We start from the raw sequence: 18,463 nt of genomic DNA, 5'->3' as shown, positions 1-18,463 counted from the left end.
CGCTGATCCCGGTTTCGGCCAGGCGCACCCGGCGCGCCTGCGGCCACGCGCTGTCACGGCCGCGGCAAGGCCCGTGGCCGCGGGCCCGAGGCGGCGTCACCCCGCGGACCCTCGGGGGCATGACGTCGTTCACGTCACGGTGACGACGGTGGCGCCGGGGCCTTCGTCCGGCGCATGTCACCGATGGTCTGCCATAACCGCTGCGCCCGTTCCTGGTGCCGGCGTGCGAGGTCGTGGGCACCGGCGGCGGCGTCCAGGTCGCCGATCAGTTGCCAGCACGCGGCTTCGTCGTGGCGGTCGCCGTGCCGGTGGAAGAGTTCGGCCGCGCGTTCCAGCGCCGGGCCCGCCCGGTCCCGGTCGTGCCGGCCGGCGTACACGCGGCCGACTTCCAGCAGCGTGTACGCGGCGCATCGCTCGTCGGCCATGCCCTCGAAGGTGGCCAGCGCCTGCCGCAGGCAGCGCAGTGCCTCGTCCGGATCGCCACGCCGGTCGTGCAGCCGGCTGAACCGCCGCAGCACGACCGCGACCCGATGCCCGTCGTCGAGCGCCCTGGCCAGGCGCAGGGCCCGGCCGAACCAGGACTCGGCCTCGTCGAGCTCACCGTGCATGAGCCGCATCACGGCCATCGAACCGGACAGCTGCGCTTCGAGGTGCCGGTCGCCCTCACTGACCGCGATGGCCAGCGCGTGCTCGACCCGGTCGGCGCCTTCGCCGTAACGGCCCCGCACCCGGCTGATCGTGCTCAGCATGGCCAGCGACAGTGCCTCGCCGCGCCTGTCGCCGCCGTCCTTGCACAGCCTGACGGAGGACTCCAGGGCATCGGTCGCCTTGTCGAAGTCGTCCTGATAGATCTGCAGTTGGCCAAGACCGCGCAGCAGCACCGATGCGCCGCGTGCGTTGCCGGCGGTCTCGGCCGCGGCCAGGGCGAGCCGGTGCCCGTGCTCCCAGTCCTGGTACAGGCACCGGTGGTCGTAGTAGGTCACCGTGCCGGCCGTCAGTTCCCAGGCCAGCTCGTCCAGTTTCCAGTCCACGGCCAGTTTCACCGCGCCGAGCAGGGTGGCGCGTTCGGCGTCGAACCAGCCGACCGGGTCGGCCGTCAACCGGGCCACGACCGCGTCGGGCAGCGACCGGCGCGGCGCGGAACCGGGCTCGCCGACCAGCAGCCCGGCCGGCAGCCGGGCGGTGCCGCGCCCGGCCAGGTCGAGCCAGGTGGACAGCACCCGGACCATCGCGTCGCGCTTGTCCGCCGCCGGTAACCGGGTGGCCGCCTCCACGGCACAGGTCCTGATCAGGTCGTGCAACCGGTAGCGCGGCTGGCCGAGGGCATCGGTGGTGGTGAGCCGCACCAGGCTGGCGTCGACGAGGGCGTCCAGCACCTCGTCGGCGTCCGGGCGGTCCAGCAGCGGGCCGACCACCCAGCCGGGCAGGGTCTGGGCGCCGAGCAGACCCAGCAGGCTCAGCGCGCGCACCGCGTCGGCGGGCAGCAGCCGCAAGCTCAGTTCGACGCTGGCCCGCACGCTGAGGTCCCCGATCCTCAGCTCGGCCAGCCGCCGGGACTCGTCCTCGATCCGTTCCCGGAGCACCCGCAGCGACCAGGCCGGTCGGCCGGTGAGCTTGGCACCGGCGATCCGGATCGCCAGCGGCAGGTTGCCGCAGCAGTCGAGTATCGCGTCGGCCTCCGCCGGTTCCCGCTCGATCCGCCGCCGCCCGACGATGCCGGTGAACAGCTCCCGGGCCTCCGCCGGGCTCAGCACGTCCAGGTCGACGTGCCGGGCGCCGGGAAGGTGCGTCAACAGGGTGCGACTGGTGATCAGCACGGCGCAGCCGACGGCCCCCGGCAGCAGCGGCAGCACCTGGTCGGCGTGCCCGGCGTCGTCCAGCACCACGAGCATCCGGTGGCCCGCCAGCAACGAGCGGAAGAGCGCGGCCCGTTCGGACACCCCGTTCGGGATCGCGCTGCCGGTGACCCCGAACGCGCGCAGCGCCTCCGCCAGCATCAGGGCCGGGTCCCGCGGCTCGTCCGATGTCCCGGCGAGGTCGAGGTAGAGCTGCCCGTCGGGAAAGGAGGCGCTCGCCAGCCGCGCGGCGTGCGTCGCCAGGCAGGACTTGCCGACACCGGGACCGCCCACGACGACGGCCACCGGGGACCGGTCCGGCGCCGACCCGCCGAGTAACCGGGCCACCTCTGCCAGCGCGTCGGCCCGTCCCACGAAGTCGGGTAAGTCGAGCGGCAGTTGGCGCACCGGCATCGCCATGACCGGTCCGGTGGCCGCGGCGCCGGGCTCTTCCGGCCGGGCGTCCGGGGGACCGCTCGCCGGGACAGCGGCCGCCAGGGCGGGATCGGCGACGAGGATGCGCCGGTGCAGCGCCTGGAGCGGCGGGGAGGGGTCGACGCCGAGTTCGTCCGCGAGTGTCCGGCGCAGCCGCTCGTACACCTCCAGCGCTTCGCCCTGCCGCCGGCACCGGTAGAGGGCGACCATCAGGTGTTCGGCGACCTGCTCGTCATAGGGGTGCTCGCGCAGCAGGGCGGCCAGCTCCTCGATGACCTCACGATGGCGCCCCAGGTCGAGTTCGACACCCAGACACCGTTTGTGCGTGGCCGCACGCTTCTCGTTCAGGCGGGCCGCATCCGACTGCAGGACCCGGCTCGCGATGCCGGTCAGGGCGTTGCCGCGCCAGCAGGCCAGCGCGCGCCGCAGCCCGGCAGCCGTCTCGGACGGAGCGCTGTACCGCGGGGCGAGGTTCCGCTCGTGGTCGAACTCCAGGAGGTCGAGCTGGTCCGGGTCCAGGTGGATCTGGTAGCCGCCGCGCCGCGTGCTGATCAGGGAGCGGGACGCGCCGCACGCGGCAAGGTTGCGGCGCAGCCCGGACAGAGCGTCCTGGACCTGGCGGACCGCGGTGGCGGGTACCTTCCCGTCCCACATCACGGCAACGAGCCGCTCCATGACGACGAGGTCGTTCGCGTCGATCAGAAGCGCGGCCAGCATCTTGGCCTGCCGCGGTCCGTCGAGTCGGACCTCGCGCCCCGTGATCTGGGCGTGTAACGGACCCAGCACGCCGAATCTCATGTCCCCCCCGGCACTTCACGATCAGCGCCGAACCCCCGTCCGACCTGGCACTAGGACGAATCTAGGACGGCCGGCGGACACGTGTCCATACGGTCGCCGCAGAAGGGCCCGACACCACTGCGCCACCCCGGCGCGACCCTCGATGGCGAGGGCTGAGGAAGCGACCCGACCGCACCTGACCACCTGACCAGCAGGCCACGCCCCGGGTTCGTGCCGGTGGCGGACTGCTGCCATGCTCCAGGAGGAGCGATGAAGACGACGCAGAAGCGTTCCAAAGTCCTCGCCCTGACCGCCGCTGCCGTGCTGGCCGGATGCTCGCTGCCGGTGCTGGCGGCCGGGTCGGCAAGCGCCACCGACTGCCTGCGGTCGGTCGGCACGGTCTTGAACCTGGTCGCCGACAATCAGCACATCGGCGTGTTTTACCAGGGGTTCGACCAGTGCAACAAGACCGCCTACGCGGAGCTCCACTTCGACAGCTCGAAGGCGTCGAGCGATGTCACCTCGACCGACCCGTACACGGACAACTGGATTCAGATCGCCGACCGGGTGCCCAGCGGACCGCGGCTGAAGAACAGCGTCCTGCCCAGTGGGGACTTGTACTGGGACGCGGGCTCGGTACCGGTCGAGCAGCCCGATGAGGAGATCTTCGACGCCTCCACCAGCTTCTACTACTGGACCGGCAGCCACATCGCGTACTGCTACGCCGTGACGGGCTGGAAATACGCGGACGGCAGCCCCCAAGGTGCCCACGCGAACTGCCAGGACGTCTGACGGGCGATGTCCCGCCTGCCCGGCCGGTGAGCCCGGCCGGGCAGCCCGACGACCTCGTGGCCGCGGGCCGGCCGCCGGCCCGAACCCGTGGGCGGGCGGGGCGCGCCGGGCGGTGGGGCAGGATGGGGGGATGGAGTGGCTCGGTACGGGGGCAGCGGAGGTCGCGGCTTCGCAGCTCGCGGGCGCGGGGGAGCGGTGGGCGGCCCTCGCGGCGGAAGCGTACGCGCGGGTCCTACGGGAAGCGGCCGCGCGGGGGTGGCAGGACGCGGACCTGGTACGGATGGCCGGGCGGGAGCTGGGCGCCGACCACCACCGGCTGGCCGAGGCCCTCGCGGCGCGGCCCGGGCGGCAGCGGATCGCCGAGTTCGTCGCCGGAGAACGGCTGGACCGCTTCTCGGCGGCCCTCCTCGTCGTCGAACTGCTGCGCCTGTACGCCACTCTCCCCCCGATCACCGCCCTGACCGTCCCCCCGCCGCCCCACCCGGGGGACGGGCCCGGCGGCAAGGCCCTCGCCCGTATCCGCGCCCTGCTGGCGAAAGCGGAGTCCACCGGCTTCCCGGAGGAAGCCGAAGCGCTGTCGGCGAAGGCCCAGCACCTGATGGCCCGGCACAGCATCGACGCGGCCGCGCTGGCCGCCGCGCACGGCGGCGGCCCCGACGCACCCGCGGCCCGCAGGATCGGCGTGGACCGTCCCTACGAAGGCGCGAAAGCGCTCCTCCTGGACGCGGTGGCCGCCGCCAACCGCTGCGAGTCCGTCTGGTCCTCGGAATTCGGCTTCGCCACCGTCGTCGGGCACCCCGCGGACCTGGAAGCGGTCGAGGTGATGTTCACCTCGCTCCTGGTGCAGGCCGACCGCGCCCTGCACCGCGGCCGCTCCTCCCGCTCCCGCGACTTCCGCGAGTCCTTCCTGATCGCGTACGCCGCCCGGGTCCGCGAACGCCTCACCGCCGCCACCGACGCGGAGGTCGCCGAGGCCGCCCGCGAGGCCGGCCCCGCACTGCTGCCGGCCCTGGCCGCACGCGACCTCGCCGTACGCGACACCACGCGGCGCCTCTTCCCCCGGACCACCGCCACCCGGCTCAAGGGCCGCGACCTGGACGGCTGGCGGCACGGCCGTACGGCCGCCGACCGCGCCCGACTCCGCGACGGGTAGGGGCCGTCGGCCGGCGCGATCGCGGCTCAACTGTGGCCGGTGTCGATCACGCAGAAGCGGTTTCCCTCGGTGTCCGCGAGCACCACGAAGTCGGCGTCCTCGGGATAGTCGTGCCAGTCCACCCGCCGCGCGCCCAGCGCCAGCAGCCGCTCCACCTCCGCGGCCTGGTCGGCCGCGTCCCCCGCGTACAGGTCCAGGTGCACCCTGGGGTACTCCTGCACCGGGGTCTCGCTCAGCCCCAGCGACAGCTGCGGCCCACTCCCGGCGGCGGGCACCAGTACGACCCAGTCGTCCTCCGGCTCCTCCCGCGGCACGTAGTCCAGCGCCCGCATCCAGAACGCCGACGCCCGCGCCACGTCGCCGACGCCCATCACCACCGAACCGATTCTCAGCATGCCCCGCATTCTCCCCGGCCCCGGAACGCGCGGGCGGGCCCGGAACATGCGGGCGGCCCCGGAGCCGAGAGCTCCGGGGCCGCCCGTGGGTCGAGCCGGCCGCCTCACGCGGTGATCGGGCTGAGCACCATCGGCCTGACCTTCCCCTCGATCATCGCGCCGAGCCCGCGGACGGCGACCGTGTCGGGGTTGGGCGCCACGTTCACCGGCATGTTCGTGGCCTCGCGGAGCATCAGGTCGAGCCCGGGCATGTGCGCGCTGCCGCCGGCCAGCATGATCCCGCGGTCGGCCAGGTCGGAGACGAGGTCGGGGGCGCAGCGGCGCAGCACGTTCGTGATGGCGTCGAGCACCGCGTTGAGGGGGGTGCGCATCGCGCTGCGCACCACCTCGGTCTCGACCAGGACCGAGCGGGCCAGCCCGCTGGCCACGTCCCGCCCGTAGACCTCGGTGGTGGTGGTGCCGCCGGACTCGGCCGTGCCGAGCACCTTGTGCAGCGGCCGCACCGCCTGGCTCGGCAGCATCAGCGCGTGGTTGCTGCGCAGGTGGTCCACCACCGCCCGGTCGATCGCGTCGCCGCCGACCGGCACGGTCTCCGCGGCCACGATGGAGCCGAGCGAGAGCACCGCGACCTGGGTCGTCCCCGCCCCGCACACCACGATCATCGTGGCCTCGGGGTGCTCCACGGGCAGCCCGCAGCCGACCGCCGCGGAGATCAGCGTGTCCACCATCTCCACCCGGCGCGCGCCGAGCCCGTACATCGTCTCGGCGGCGGCGCGGCGGGCGATCGGGGCGCTGCCGTGCGGCATGCACACCGCCGCGCGCATCACGGGGGTGCCGCGCAGCCGCAGCCAGCGCCGGCCGAGCTTGTCGCCGAGGACGTGCCGCAGCATCCGCTGGGCCATCTCGATGTCGACGACCGCGCCGCCGGCCACCGGGCGGGCCACCCGGATGTGGTCGGGGGTGCGGCCGGACATCGTCTCCGCCTGCTTGCCGACGGCGATCAGCGCCCCGGTGCGGATGTCCACCGCGGCGACGCTCGGCTCGTCGACCACGAGGCCGCTACCGCGCAGGTGGACCCGGGTGCGGGCGGCGCCGATGTCCACCGCGATGGTGCAGCGCCGCAGTTGGTCGAGGCTGGGGGACAGCAGGTTGGGGTTCACAGCGCGCTCCCGTACGGCAGCTTGCGCGGGTGGTAGGTGGCCAGCGCCCAGATCACGAACGTGTCGATCGCGATCATGATGATCGCCCAGATCGGCTGGTAGGGCAGGAACATGAAGTTCGCGATCAGGTTCAGGCCGGCGATGAAGATGCCGATGAACCGTGCCCACACCAGGCCCCGCAGCAGGAAGTAGCCGACCAGCAGGGCGATGACGCCCAGGACCAGGTGAATCCAGCCCCACGCGGTCACGTCGAACTTGTAGACGTAGTCGCCGCGGGTGCGCACGTAGACGGAGTCCTTGGCGATGCCGACGATTCCTTCGAGGATCGCCAGCACGCCGTTGATCATCAGCATCAGCCCGGCGAAGACGGCGCCGCCGGCCGCCCAGGCGCTGCGCGAGTCGTCGCGGGGGTCGTGGCCGCCGGTGGAGCCTGGCGGGTTCGATCCGGGAGGCGGGGTGGCTGCGGTGGATTGGCTCATGGCGGGCTCCCGAGAATGCGTCGGCGTCCACGGCGGGCCCACCCGGCCGAGTATGCGGCTCAACCGCACGAACCGGGCGAAAACCTGCCCTCATGACAAGAGGATTTGCCGGATTGTCGGTCTTGGCGAGAGATGTTGCGCCGAACGGGCAGCGGCCGTACGGGCAAACGCCCCCGTACGGCGCAACGCGGCGCGGTACGGGGGCGCGAGGAAAATCGGCGCGGAGGCGGATACGGAGACGGGCGCCGGGACGGGTGCGAAGACGGGCGCCGGGACGGGCGCGGGGACGGGCGGGGAAATGATCCGCCGGGCTACTCCGCGTCCTCCAGGCGGAAGCCCACCTTCAGGCCGACCTGGTAGTGGTCGATCTCGCCGTCGACGATGTGCCCGCGCACCTGGGTGATCTCGAACCAGTCCAGACCGCGCAGGGTGCGCGAGGCGCGCCGGACGCCGTTGCGGACGGCGGCGTCGACGCCCTCGGTCGAGGTGCCGACGATCTCGGTGACGCGGTACGTGTGGTCAGCCATGACGATGTCCCTTTCGTGTGGGGGGAGCGGCCCCGCTCAGTGGTGGAACGCGGTGGCCACCGACTCGGGGCGGTTCAACGGGTGCGCCTGGCGGCGCAGTTCGGGCAGCAGCGAGGCCACGTCGTCCATCAGCAGGTGGGCCAGGTCCAAGGAGAAGCCGTTGCGGCACACCACCCGCAGCACTGCCAGGTCCTGCCGGTTCGCCGGGTAGGTGTACGCGGGCACCAGCCAGCCGCGTTCGCGCAGCCGCCGCGAGACGTCGAACACGTCGTACGCCGTCACCTCCGGCGTGGTGGTGACCGCGAACACCGGGAGCTGGTCGCCCCTGGTGATGAGCCGGAAGTCGTCCAGTTCCTCGAAGCGTTTCGCGAGGGAGGTGGCCACCTCCCGGCTGGACTGCTGCACCGCGCGGTAGCCGTCGTGGCCCAGCCGCAGGAAGGAGTAGTACTGCGCGACCACTTGGGCGCCCGGGCGGGAGAAGTTCAGCGCGAAGGTGGGCATGTCGCCGCCGAGGTAGTTCACCCGGAAGACCAGTTCCTCCGGCAGCGACTCGGTGTCACGCCACAGCGCCCAGCCGACGCCGGGGTAGACCAGCCCGTACTTGTGGCCGGAGGTGTTGATCGAGGCGACCCGCGGCAGCCGGAAGTCCCACTCCAGGTCCGGGTCGAGGAACGGCGCGATCATGCCGCCGGAGGCGCCGTCCACGTGGACCGGGATGTGGGTGCCGGTGCGCTGCTCGTAGTCGTCCAGGGCCGCGCAGATCTCGGCGACCGGCTCGTACGACCCGTCGAAGGTGGAGCCGAGGACGGCCACCACGCCGATGGTGTTCTCGTCGCACAGCGCCAGCGCGGCCTCGGCGTCCAGGTGCAGCCGGTCGCCGCTCATCGGCGCGAGCCGCGGTTCGACCTCCCAGAACGTGCAGAACTTCTCCCAGCACACCTGGACGTTGGCACCCATCACCAGGTTCGGCCGGGCGGTGGCCGGGTAACCCGGGGTGCGCTTGGACCAGCGGCGCTTGAGCGCCATCCCGGCGAGCATGCAGGCTTCGGAGGAACCGGTGGTCGAGCAGCCGACGACCGAGCCGGGGTCGGGGGCGTTCCACAGGTCGGCGAGCATCGACACGCAGCGCCGCTCCAGCTCGGCCGTGCGCGGGTACTCGTCCTTGTCGATCATGTTCTTGTCGACGCACTCGGCCATCAGCACGTTGGCCTGCGGCTCCATCCACGTGGTCACGAACGTGGCGAGGTTGAGCCGGGAGTTGCCGTCGAGCATCAGCTCGTCGTGCACGAGCTGGTACGCCGCGGAGGGGGTCATCGGACCGTCGGGCAGGCGGTGCTTGGGCGGGGCGGTCTGCATGGCGCCGATCGGATCGGCGGCGCCGAGGTAGAACGGATTGACGGAGACCTCGTGGGGGGAGCCCGAACCTTTGTGCAACGACATGCGGGGGACCTTCCCGGCAGCGGAGCGGTGACCGGTCGGGCCGTCCAGCCCGTACGGTCCTACCGCCGTACGCGCACGACGTTACGGGCTATCCGCGCGGCCCGCAGGCCCTACGACTCCCGTGGAAGCAGGGCTTCCTGGGTGAAGCGGTGCAGGGCGCGGGCGAACGCCTCGGCCTCGGCGGGCGGCCAGTGCGCGAGGTAGGCGTCGAACCGCTCGGCCAGACGGGCGCGCATCCGGGCGACGACGCGCTCGCCCTCGGCGGTCAGGACGAGCAGGCTGGCGCGGCGGTCGGAGGGGTCGGGTTCGCGCCGGAGCAGGCCCGCGCCCTGGAGCCGGTCGGCGTGCCGGCTGACCACGGAGCGGTCCAGACCGATGGCGTGGCCCAGGCGGGCGGCGCTGCGGGGGCCGCCCCTGGCGAGGCCGCTCAGCACGGGGTAGGTGGCCTCGTCCAGGGCCGGGCCCAGGCCCGCGGTGAGTTCGCCGTAGACCACGGCGCGCGATTCCCGGCGGACGATGTCCCCGAAGTCCTCGGCGATCTGCTCTCCGGCGGTGGATTCGGTCATCCCCTCAGCTTAGCCCGTGCATCCCGCACGTACCTCCTGCGGAGTGGCCGCCCCTGACCCCCCCGGGTGCCCCTCCCTACCCCGTCCCGGGACCCTCTCTCGCAGCGGGGTGCGGTGCTGTACGGCTCCCCGCCGTGGGGGTGCCCGCCTCGTCCCCGGCTTGCGCCCGGTGGTGGGCTTGTCGCGCAGTTCCCCGCGCCCCTGTTCGGGTTGCTCGTCGTTCCACAGTGCCGCTGCACCGTGGCTCGTCGCGCAGTTCCCCGCGCCCCTGTTGGGGTTGCTCGTCGCTGTTGGGTGCGGGGTTCCCACGTACCAGGGGTGGCCGGGCGCTGCGGAGGAGCCGCACATCATCAGATCAGGGGCGCGGGGAACTGCGCGACAAGCCAGAGCCGGCCGTCAGCCGAGGACGAGGCAGCCACCCCGCAGGGGGGCGCGGGGAACTGCGCTCCCCCAGCGCTTCGCCTGGGAGGTACCCCCATCCGCCACGAGCCGGACGGCAGACGAGTACGTACCCAAGGGGCGCCTCATCAGAACCCGAGGGTGCGGAGGGTGGCCGCGTTGGATTGGGTGACGCGCCACAGCATGTGCTGGCGTTCGTGGACGTCGGCGACAGCCGCTTCGTGGTTGAGGAGGAGGGCGGTCGCGCGGTCGGTGAGGTGTGCGGAGAGGTCGCGGTCGTGGACGGACACACCCCACTCGGGGCGTTCGATGTCCGCGAGGAAATACGCCATCTTGGGGTGGGAGATGAGGCTGATGACGGGGGTGCCGCAGCCGAACGGGACCATCCCGGCGTGCCCGCGCATGCCGATCACCAGCTTGGTGCGGGCATAGGTCGCGCGGATCTGGTCGTTGTCGAAGTCGTACATGGGTACGACGGGCATCGTGACGCCGTGCTCGCGCCGCAGGTCGTACGCGATCCGCTCGTCCTCGACCGTGTGGGCGACGCAGCGTACTTCGGCGTGGGCGCCCAATGTCCTTATGGAGGAGGCGAGTTCGGCGAGGAAGTGGCCGTAGTCGTGGCCGAACCGCAGCCCCGCGCGGTCGTACGCGGCGTTGAGCAGGATGGTCTCGTCACGTCGCTCGGGGTCGGTCCAGCCGGGGACCAGGTGGCGGGTGACGGTGGTGGGGCAGGGCTGGAAGCGCACCTTGTCGTGGAGTTCGGGCGGCAGCAGGCGGCGCACCTGCGCGATGGAGCCGTGGTTGCGCAGGCCGAAGAAGACCGCCCGCTCGGCGAGCCGGCGCAGCGCCGTGCGGAACCGGTCGTGCCGGTAGGACTGGCCGTCGAAGACGTTGAAGCCGACCGCGTAGACCGCGATGGGCACCTCGATCCGCCCCAGCAGGTCGTCGGGGACGTTCCACTGCCAGGCGCTGTTGCCGTTGGGCATGGTGTCGGGCAGGAACAGCCCGCCGCCGCCGATCACCAGCCCGCGCCGGGAGTTGACCCGTTCCAGCGCGGCCTCGTCGAAGAGACGGTGGGCGTGGACGGAGTGCCAGCGGCGCGGGCCCGCGTCGGGGCCGAACGCGAGTCGTACGGCCTCGGGCAGCACCTTGTCGCCCGCGTTGCCCTGCTGCGGCATGTAGAACGCGACATGCGCCAACTGCTCCCGCCGGTCGGCGGGTTCGGGCGCGTCGGACTGCCCGGCGGGGCCGTCGCCGGCGGCGGTACGCAGCAGCATCTGCCGGCACGGCCGATGGGTCGGGTCCGCGTCGAGCCCGGCGAGCGCCAACTCCCTTGCGGCGTCGTCGTCTCCGCGCACCCAGGCGATCTGGGCCAGCCGGGCGAAGGCGGGCGGCGCCCAGTTGGGGGAGGCGGTGGCCAGCCGCAGGTGCGCCCGCGCCTCGTCGTCGCGGGAGACGCTCATCAGCGCCTGGCCGTAGACCTCGTGCGGCCACGCGTCGTCCACCGGGATGTGCACCGAACCGAGCAGGTCCACCGCGTCCTGGTACTCGCCCGCGGCGATGTGCGAGGCCGCGACCCGGCGGGCGCAGCCGACGTCGCCGGTCCTGGCGGTGTGCGGGGTGCCGAAGTGCACGAGCAGGTCGTGGTGCGCGGCGCCCGGCAGCGCCATGAACTCCGCCCGGAAACCGGCGTCCGCCTCGTCCGCGTCCTCGGCCGCCCCGAACTCCCTTGATACGGAGCCTGGTTCGCCCGGCTCATGGTCCACTGTCGTGAACACCCCGTCGACGTCCAGCGGCACGAACTCCCCGTCCAGCGCTGCCGCCAGCACCCCCGCCGCGGCCCGCTCGCGCGGGTGGCCGCCGTCGAGCGCCACCGCGTCCAGCCGGGCGCAGAACGCGTCCGTCAGGTGCTCTCGCTGGAGCACCAGCACATCCGTGCCCGGCCCGTCCTCGCCCACCCGGTACGGTGCCGCCGCCAGGCCGCGGCGCAGCGTGAGCAGCCGGCCGAGCGGGCCGCACGCCACCCGCGCGGTGTCCAGCACGATCACGGTGTCGTGGTCGCGGACCCGGAACGCCTCCAGCACGCCGTACTCGCCCGGCTCGGCCGTGCCGCCCGCGGCCTTCGCGTACGACGCGAGACGGGCCGCCGACTCGGGCTGCACACAACGGAGTTGGGCGCGCGGGTGCAGGGCCGCGATGCGGGCGGCGGCGCCCTCGGGCAGCCCGTCGTGCAGGACGAGGAAGTCCTCGCACACGGTCTGGTTGGTCAGCGCGAGGCTGCGCAGCAGCGCCAGCAGGCCGGGCAGCCGGTCGGTGTCCACCCACGCGGCGAAGGCGATCCGCCGCTTGCCGGTGAGCGCGGCGGCGGAGGGGGCGGGCGCGGGGGCTTCGGGTGCCGCGGCCGAACGGACTTCGGGCCCTGCGGGTCCTTCGGGTCCTGCCGGTTCGCGGTCGTGGGGGGTGGTGCTCATCGCAGCGAGATCACCGGGCCTGCGACGTTTCTGGCGCGTTCCATGACCCATGCTTTCTGGCTGGAGTTCGCCTCGGCGGAGGCGACCGGGATCGGTATCGCGTCCGGCAGGCGGTAGGGGGACGTCTGGTGGAAGTCGAAGCCGATCAGGTCGAGGCGCGGGCTGACGTCGAGGAAGTCGATCAGCCACATCGCCTCGAACGAGCAGGTCGGCGGGTGCGGCCAGGTGTCCGCGCCGAGCCGGCCGATGCCTCTTACGGGGGCGCGCAGCGACTCGTCGCCGGTGTGGCGCTGCGCACCGGGCACCAGGCGGGCGCGGATGTCGGTGCGCCAGGCCGCCGCGTTGTCGCCGAGGACCAGCCGGGTGGTGACCGGGCGGTCCCAGTTGAAGACCTTCCGGTGCCCGGTGACATGGATGTCGGTGCGGGTGCCGGTCGCGGCCGGCTCGATCACGTAGGAGGTGAAGCGGAGCACCAGGTCGTAGGAGTCGATCAGCTCGCCCAGCGAACCGTCCCTGACGGTGCCGGAGTTGGCGACCAGGCAGATCGAGCGGCCGCTGATCCGGTTGCGGAGGCCGCCGAGGTCGAGCCAGCCGGTGCCGCCGTAGGTCGGGTCGGGGATCGGGGCGCGCAGGCGGTGCCTGCGCTGGTCCGCGTACAGGGCGATCACCCGGGGGAGGGTGGCCGAGTCCGTTGGCGAGGCCGCGAGTTGCTCGTCGATGTGGCGCAATGCGACTGCTTCCTGGGCCGGTACGTTTCCGGCCGTGCCGTCAGCGCCCGGGAGGAGGGCGGCGAGCGCGCGTTGTTCGGGGAGCGCCGCGCGCAGTGCCGCGGCGCGGGTGCGGGCGTGGGCGTCGTGGCCGGCGAGTTCCACGCAGCGGTCGTACGCCGTGAGGGCGGCCGCCGAGTCGCCCACCGCTTCGAGGGCGCGGGCCCGGAGGCGCCAGGCCGGGCGGGACTTCGTACGCAGCGGCAGGACCGTTTCCGTGATGGTCAGGGCGAGGCGGTGGCCCTCCTCGCCGGCCGCCACCGCGGCTTCGCCCGCTGCCACGAGGGCGTCGAGCAGGTCGTCCGTCACGGCCGGGGACACCGGGGTGTCCGGGCCCAGCTCGTCGGGTGACGGGAGGTGGATCAGGTGCTGCGCCAGCTCCGGGTGGGGGCTGCCGCCTCGTACCGCGGTCAGCGTGCCGCACATCCGCGCGCACGCCCGCAGGCACTCCACCACGGTGACCGGGACCCACGAAACTCCCGAGGCCGCGGAATCCGCTTTCTCCGGCGCCGGTTCCGGCTTCCCCTTCGCCGCCACGGCCCCTCCCTGCGGCCCCAGGGCGCCCTTATGACGTGGCTTGAACCAATGCCCGCGGGTCGTCGTCACCATGTGCACGTTAGGGCGCCCCCATGAACCCCCGGTGAACCCCTCCTTACGTCCCCCGGGACCTTCTCCCAGCGTGGTCTGCGGTGCTCTACGGCTCCCCGCCGCGAGGGTGCCCGCCTCGTCCCCGGCTTGCGCCCGGTGGCCGGTTGCTCGCGCAGTTCCCCGCGCCCCTGATTTTGTGCGGCTCCTCCGCAGCGCCCGGCCACCCCGGGAACGGGGGAACCCCGCGCCCAACAGCGGCGAGCAACCCCAACAGGGGCGCGGGGAACTGCGCGCTCAGCCAGAGCCGGCCGGCAGATAAGCACGCACCGCAGGGGGCACCCACCCAGGGGCGCGGGGAACTGCGCTCCCCCAGCGCTTCGCCTGGGAGGTACCCCCATCCGCCACGAGCCGGCGGTCAGACGGGGACGGGGCGGCCACCCCGCAGGGGCCCGCGCTTCGCCTGGGAGGTACCCCCATCCGCCCACCCACCGAGGGATGGTCCCGGGACGGGGAAGGGAGGGGCACCCCGGGGGGTCAGGGGCGGCCACCCCGCAGGGGGCCGCAGGGGCCCGCCCCTATTCCAGCCGCGGCTGCTGCGCCGGGGCCGGGCAGATGCGGTTGCCGTCGCGGTCGAAGACGTAGAGGTGCGCGAGGTCGACCAGAAGAGGCACCCGGTCTCCGCGGCGTACGCGGATGTCGGGGCCGGTGCGGACCACGAGATCGCCGGTCTGGGTCTCCGGAGACCCCGGGGGCCGGTCGATCACGGCGGCCGGCGCATGGCTGGGCCGGGGCGGTACCTCGCCCCCTGCACCTTCGCGCGCCGGTATCGACGCCTGGATGCGCCGGGCCGCCTTCTGCGCCAGCTTGCCGATGCCGCCACCCCCGCCGCCGGAACCGTTCGCGGCGCGGCGGCTGCCGGTCCTGGGCGCGGGGGCCGGCCGGGGCGCCTCCAGCTCGGGCACCACCGCGGGCCGCGACCCGGTGTTGAGGTGCACCAGCGACTCATGGCCCTGGTACTCCACATGCTCGACGATCCCGCTGATCACGACCTCGCCGGAGTGCGCCTGGCTGGGCTGGGCGATCCGCACCGCCTCCGAGCGCAGGCCGACGATGATCGGCCGGCCCTGCTGGATGCGCAGCATCTGGTGGTCGTAGCTGAGCGGCTCGGGCAGGCCCAGTCGCTGGCGGCCGAAGTCGATCCACATCCCTCCGCTGAGTGGAGCGATCACGGTCGCCTGGAGCAGGTTGATCCTGGGGGTGCCGACGAACGCGGCCACGAACACGTTCTCCGGCAGGTGATACGCGTCACGGGGGCTGCTGAGCTGCTGGAGCACCCCGCTGCGCATGATCGCCACCCGGTCGCCGAGCGACATCGCCTCGGCCTGGTCGTGGGTCACGTAGACCGTGGTGACGCCCATGCCGTGGGTGAGGCGGGCGATCTCGGCGCGCAGGTGCGCGCGCAGCTTCGCGTCGAGGTTCGACAGCGGCTCGTCCATCAGGAAGACCGAGGGGTGCCGGGAGATCGCCCGGCCCATCGCCACGCGCTGGCGCTCACCGCCGGACAGCTGCCCGGGGTAGCGCTCCAGGATCTCCTCGATCCCGAGGATGCGGGCGGTCTCGTCCACCCGGGGCCCAGGCTCCTCGCCGGGCATCTCGAAGCGCAGCGGGAAGCCGATGTTCTCCCGGCTGGTCATGCTCGGGTAGAGGGCGAAGTTCTGGAAGACCATGGCCATCTTCCGGTCGCCAGGAGCCAGGTCGTTGGAGTACTCGCCGTCGAGCAGCAGCTCGCCGGTGGTGATGTCCTCCAGGCCGGCGATCATCCGCAGGACGGTCGATTTTCCGCAGCCCGAGGGGCCGAGCAGCACCAGGAACTCACCAGGTGCGATGTCCAGCGAGAACCGGTCCACGGCCGGCGACGGCTGCTTCGGGTAGTACTTGGAAACTTCGTGCAGAGTGATGGCGCGAGTCATAACGGGAGCCGCCAGGTAGTTCGGGCACGGTGACGGGGCACGTGGGGGGAGGTTTTGCTCACAGGCGCCACACAGGTGCCGGTTGGGTGTGACGTGTGTGGCCTGCGTGACTTGCCAGACTTGCGAAGATGCGTGGTTGACGCTGCGCAGACGGTAGTGCACTACTCGTAGGTTGCGGAACGCTTGTATCAACACTGGATTGATACTTTTGACTCGTGACGAACCTCGCGCTCGGCCCGAGCTGGCTCGACCCGAACCATCTGATCAACACCTACGGCCTGTGGGGCGTGCTGTTGGTCGTGTTCGCCGAGTCCGGACTGCTGATCGGCTTCTTCCTGCCCGGTGACTCCCTGCTGTTCACCACCGGGCTGCTCGTCGCGTCCGGCACCCTGCACCAGCCGCTGGCCGTGGTCGCGGCGCTGATCGCGGTGGCGGCGGTGGTGGGGGAGCAGACCGGGTACTGGTTCGGCCGCAAGGTCGGCCCCTCGCTCTTCTCCCGGCCGGAGTCCCGGCTGTTCAAGATGGAGAACATCGAGAAGGCGCACGCCTTCTTCGAGCGGCACGGGCCGAAGGCGATCGTGATGGCCTGCTTCGTGCCGATCGTGCGGACCTTCACGCCGATCGTGGCCGGCGTCAGCCGGATGAACTACCGCACCTTCGCGACTTTCAACATCATCGGCGGGACGCTGTGGGGCGCCGGCGTCACCCTGCTGGGGTACTGGCTCGGACAGATCGCGTTCGTCCGCGACAACATCGAGGCGATTCTCGTCCTCGTGGTGCTCGTCTCCGTGGTCCCGGTCGCCATCGAGTTCCTGCGCTCGCGCAAGAAGTCCGCTGCGGGTGCGGGTGCGGGTGCGGGTGAGGGTGCCGGTGCCGGTACGGGCGTGGGTGCCGGCCTGGAGACCGGCGGCGGGGCCGCGCCGGCCGCCGACCCGGGTGCCGAGTCGATCGCCGCCACCGCCTCCCGCGGTGGGCGGCACCGCGCGACGAAGCGCTGACGCCTTGGGCGAGGAGCGGCGGGGCCCGTCCGGCGGGTCACCGGAAGGGCCGGGAGAGCCGGGACAGTCGGGAGGGCCGGAAGAGCCGGAAGGCCCTGAGACCGACCCCGGCCCCGTCGATCTCGGCGCCGCGCTGACGCCCGCCGACGGCATACCCGTGATCACGCTGCCGCCCGAAGGCGGACTGTGGCAGGACCGGATGCGGGCGATGCTGCGGCTGCCGTCGACCGAGCGGCCCGCGCCGCCCGCGGACCGGCCGGGGGCGGCGGGCACGGCGAGCGGCGCTTCGGTGCCGCGCGTGCTCGACCTCACCCTCCGGATCGGGGAGCTGCTGCTGGCCGGCGGCGAGGGCGCCGAGGACGTCGAGGCGGCGATGTTCGGGGTGGCCTTCGCGTACGGGCTGGCCCGGGTGGAGCCGACCGTCACCTTCACGCTGCTGGGCATCTCGTACCAGCCGTCGCTGACCGAGACCCCGCACACGATGAGCCGTACGGTGCGCCGGCGCGGCACGGACTACACCCGGCTGGCGGCCGTCTTCCACCTCGTCGACGGGATCACCGCGCACGAGGTGACGCTGGAGGAGGCGTACCGCAGCCTCGCCGACATCCGCCGCAACCGGCACCCCTACAGCTCGTGGGTGCTCACCGGCGCGGCCGGGCTGCTGGCGGGGGCGGCGAGCGTGCTGGTCGGCGGTGGTCCGCTGATCTTCGTACTGGCCGCGCTCGCCGCGATGCTCGGCGACCGGCTGGCGTGGCTGCTGGCCGCGCGGGGGCTGCCGGAGTTCTACCAGTTCGCGGTCGCCGCGATGCCCGCCGCCGCGATGGGCGTGCTGGTCGGGCAGTACGGCCACTGGATACCGGGCGCGACCAACGTGCAGTCCTCGGCGGTGATCACCGGTGGGCTCTTCGCGCTGCTGCCGGGGCGGGCGCTGGTCGCCGCCGTCCAGGACGGCCTCACCGGCTTCTACATCACCGCCTCCGCCCGGCTGCTCGAAGTGGTCTACCTCATCGTCGGCATCGTGATCGGGGTCACCCTCGTCCTCTACGCGGGGGTCCACTTCGGGGCGCGGCTCAACCCGGACCAGGCGCTGCGGGCGTACGACCGGCCGTGGGTGCAGCTGCCCGCCGCGATGGTGCTCACGCTGGCGTTCGCGGTCCTGCTCCAGTGCGAGCGGAAGGTGCTGCTGGTCGCCACGCTCAACGGGGGCGTCGCCTGGACCGTCTTCGGGGTGCTCCATCAGCGGGCGGGCGGCAACCAGGTCGCCGCGACCGCCGCGGCCGCGGGGCTGGTCGGGCTCTTCGGGCAGCTGATGGCCCGCTACCGCTTCGTCTCCGTCCTTCCTTACATCACCGCCGCCATCGGGCCGCTCCTGCCCGGTTCCGCGACCTACTTCGGGCTGCTCGCGCTCACCCAGCACCACCAGTCCGCTGCGCTCAGCCAGCTCACCAAGGCGGCCGCGCTCGCGCTCGCCCTCGCGATCGGGGTCAATCTCGGCAACGAGGTTGCCCGGCTCGCGCTCCGTGCGCCCGGGGCTTCCGCCCCCCGCCGCGCCGCAAAACGTACCCGTGGGTTCTGAGGGTGCCGGACCCGCCCGGCTGCCCCGTCCTGTGCGTCACGGGACCTTGCGGTCCGTGGGTGGCTTGTCGGGGAGTACCCCCGGCGCCCCTGCGTATGTGCGGCTCCTTCCGCACAGGCAGGAACCGTGGCGGCG

14 protein-coding genes are annotated in these 18,463 nt (G+C 72.9%); 4 read left to right on the top strand and 10 right to left on the bottom strand.

Annotated features, from left to right (window positions below; all coding sequences use genetic code 11):
* Positions 1-134 precede the first annotated feature (134 nt).
* On the bottom strand, positions 135-3,056 hold the full coding sequence (locus tag OG370_RS17630) for an AfsR/SARP family transcriptional regulator (protein ID WP_328465356.1): 2,922 nt from the start codon (positions 3,054-3,056) through the stop codon (positions 135-137).
* A 261-nt stretch (positions 3,057-3,317) separates the two neighbouring features.
* Between OG370_RS17630 and OG370_RS17625 the strand changes: the two genes are divergently transcribed.
* Together OG370_RS17625 and OG370_RS17620 are read left to right on the top strand one after the other, a co-directional pair.
* Positions 3,318-3,839, top strand: coding sequence for a hypothetical protein (locus OG370_RS17625; RefSeq protein ID WP_328465354.1), 522 nt, complete (start codon positions 3,318-3,320; stop codon positions 3,837-3,839).
* Between the two features lie 130 nt (positions 3,840-3,969).
* A complete protein-coding gene (locus tag OG370_RS17620) occupies positions 3,970-4,992 on the top strand; it encodes a DUF2786 domain-containing protein (protein WP_328465352.1) in 1,023 nt (340 codons plus the stop codon).
* A gap of 26 nt (positions 4,993-5,018) precedes the next feature.
* Here the strand turns inward: OG370_RS17620 and OG370_RS17615 are convergent, their stop codons facing one another.
* From OG370_RS17615 to OG370_RS17575, 9 genes are all read right to left on the bottom strand, one after another.
* Positions 5,019-5,387 (bottom strand): VOC family protein, encoded by a 369-nt coding sequence (locus OG370_RS17615; RefSeq protein ID WP_328465350.1) that lies wholly within the window; start codon positions 5,385-5,387, stop codon positions 5,019-5,021.
* Between the two features lie 104 nt (positions 5,388-5,491).
* Positions 5,492-6,532 carry a rod shape-determining protein gene (locus OG370_RS17610; protein WP_328474201.1) on the bottom strand — a complete coding sequence of 347 codons (1,041 nt, stop codon included), beginning with the start codon at positions 6,530-6,532 and terminating at the stop codon, positions 5,492-5,494.
* Between the two features lie 11 nt (positions 6,533-6,543).
* A complete protein-coding gene (locus OG370_RS17605) occupies positions 6,544-7,026 on the bottom strand; it encodes a DUF7144 family membrane protein (RefSeq protein WP_328465348.1) in 483 nt (160 codons plus the stop codon).
* A gap of 311 nt (positions 7,027-7,337) precedes the next feature.
* On the bottom strand, positions 7,338-7,553 hold the full coding sequence (locus OG370_RS17600; protein WP_328465346.1) for a dodecin: 216 nt from the start codon (positions 7,551-7,553) through the stop codon (positions 7,338-7,340).
* A 36-nt stretch (positions 7,554-7,589) separates the two neighbouring features.
* The gene (locus tag OG370_RS17595) at positions 7,590-8,993 is read right to left on the bottom strand and encodes a glutamate decarboxylase (protein WP_328465344.1); all 1,404 of its coding nucleotides are present in this window, start codon (positions 8,991-8,993) and stop codon (positions 7,590-7,592) included.
* A 110-nt stretch (positions 8,994-9,103) separates the two neighbouring features.
* Complete coding sequence (locus OG370_RS17590) at positions 9,104-9,559, bottom strand: MarR family winged helix-turn-helix transcriptional regulator (RefSeq protein ID WP_328465342.1); 456 nt, start codon at positions 9,557-9,559, stop codon at positions 9,104-9,106.
* Between the two features lie 527 nt (positions 9,560-10,086).
* Positions 10,087-12,429 (bottom strand): polysaccharide pyruvyl transferase family protein, encoded by a 2,343-nt coding sequence (locus OG370_RS17585; protein ID WP_328465340.1) that lies wholly within the window; start codon positions 12,427-12,429, stop codon positions 10,087-10,089.
* Complete coding sequence (locus tag OG370_RS17580; protein ID WP_328465338.1) at positions 12,426-13,652, bottom strand: hypothetical protein; 1,227 nt, start codon at positions 13,650-13,652, stop codon at positions 12,426-12,428. Before OG370_RS17580 ends, OG370_RS17585 begins: the two co-directional genes overlap by 4 nt.
* Before the next feature lie 707 nt (positions 13,653-14,359).
* Positions 14,360-15,754, bottom strand: coding sequence for an ABC transporter ATP-binding protein (locus tag OG370_RS17575; protein WP_328465336.1), 1,395 nt, complete (start codon positions 15,752-15,754; stop codon positions 14,360-14,362).
* A 215-nt stretch (positions 15,755-15,969) separates the two neighbouring features.
* Between OG370_RS17575 and OG370_RS17570 the strand changes: the two genes are divergently transcribed.
* Positions 15,970-16,752 (top strand): DedA family protein, encoded by a 783-nt coding sequence (locus tag OG370_RS17570; RefSeq protein ID WP_328465334.1) that lies wholly within the window; start codon positions 15,970-15,972, stop codon positions 16,750-16,752.
* Positions 16,724-18,328, top strand: a complete 1,605-nt coding sequence (locus OG370_RS17565) for a threonine/serine ThrE exporter family protein (protein WP_328465332.1) — start codon at positions 16,724-16,726, stop codon at positions 18,326-18,328. The genes OG370_RS17570 and OG370_RS17565 overlap by 29 nt, the downstream gene beginning before the upstream one ends.
* Positions 18,329-18,463 lie beyond the last annotated feature (135 nt).

The sequence above is a fragment of the Streptomyces sp. NBC_00448 genome (assembly GCF_036014115.1).
Lineage (GTDB): Bacteria > Actinomycetota > Actinomycetes > Streptomycetales > Streptomycetaceae > Actinacidiphila.
This window is presented reverse-complemented; position numbering and strand designations above follow the sequence as displayed.

Coding starts and splice junctions, on each gene's coding strand:
- OG370_RS17625 (WP_328465354.1), top strand. CDS start 3,318: ATGAAGACGACGCAGAAGCGTTCCAAAGTCCTCGCCCTGACCGCCGCT.
- OG370_RS17620 (WP_328465352.1), top strand. CDS start 3,970: ATGGAGTGGCTCGGTACGGGGGCAGCGGAGGTCGCGGCTTCGCAGCTC.
- OG370_RS17615 (WP_328465350.1), bottom strand. CDS start 5,387: ATGCTGAGAATCGGTTCGGTGGTGATGGGCGTCGGCGACGTGGCGCGG.
- OG370_RS17605 (WP_328465348.1), bottom strand. CDS start 7,026: ATGAGCCAATCCACCGCAGCCACCCCGCCTCCCGGATCGAACCCGCCA.
- OG370_RS17600 (WP_328465346.1), bottom strand. CDS start 7,553: ATGGCTGACCACACGTACCGCGTCACCGAGATCGTCGGCACCTCGACC.
- OG370_RS17595 (WP_328465344.1), bottom strand. CDS start 8,993: ATGTCGTTGCACAAAGGTTCGGGCTCCCCCCACGAGGTCTCCGTCAAT.
- OG370_RS17590 (WP_328465342.1), bottom strand. CDS start 9,559: ATGACCGAATCCACCGCCGGAGAGCAGATCGCCGAGGACTTCGGGGAC.
- OG370_RS17585 (WP_328465340.1), bottom strand. CDS start 12,429: ATGAGCACCACCCCCCACGACCGCGAACCGGCAGGACCCGAAGGACCC.
- OG370_RS17575 (WP_328465336.1), bottom strand. CDS start 15,754: ATGACTCGCGCCATCACTCTGCACGAAGTTTCCAAGTACTACCCGAAG.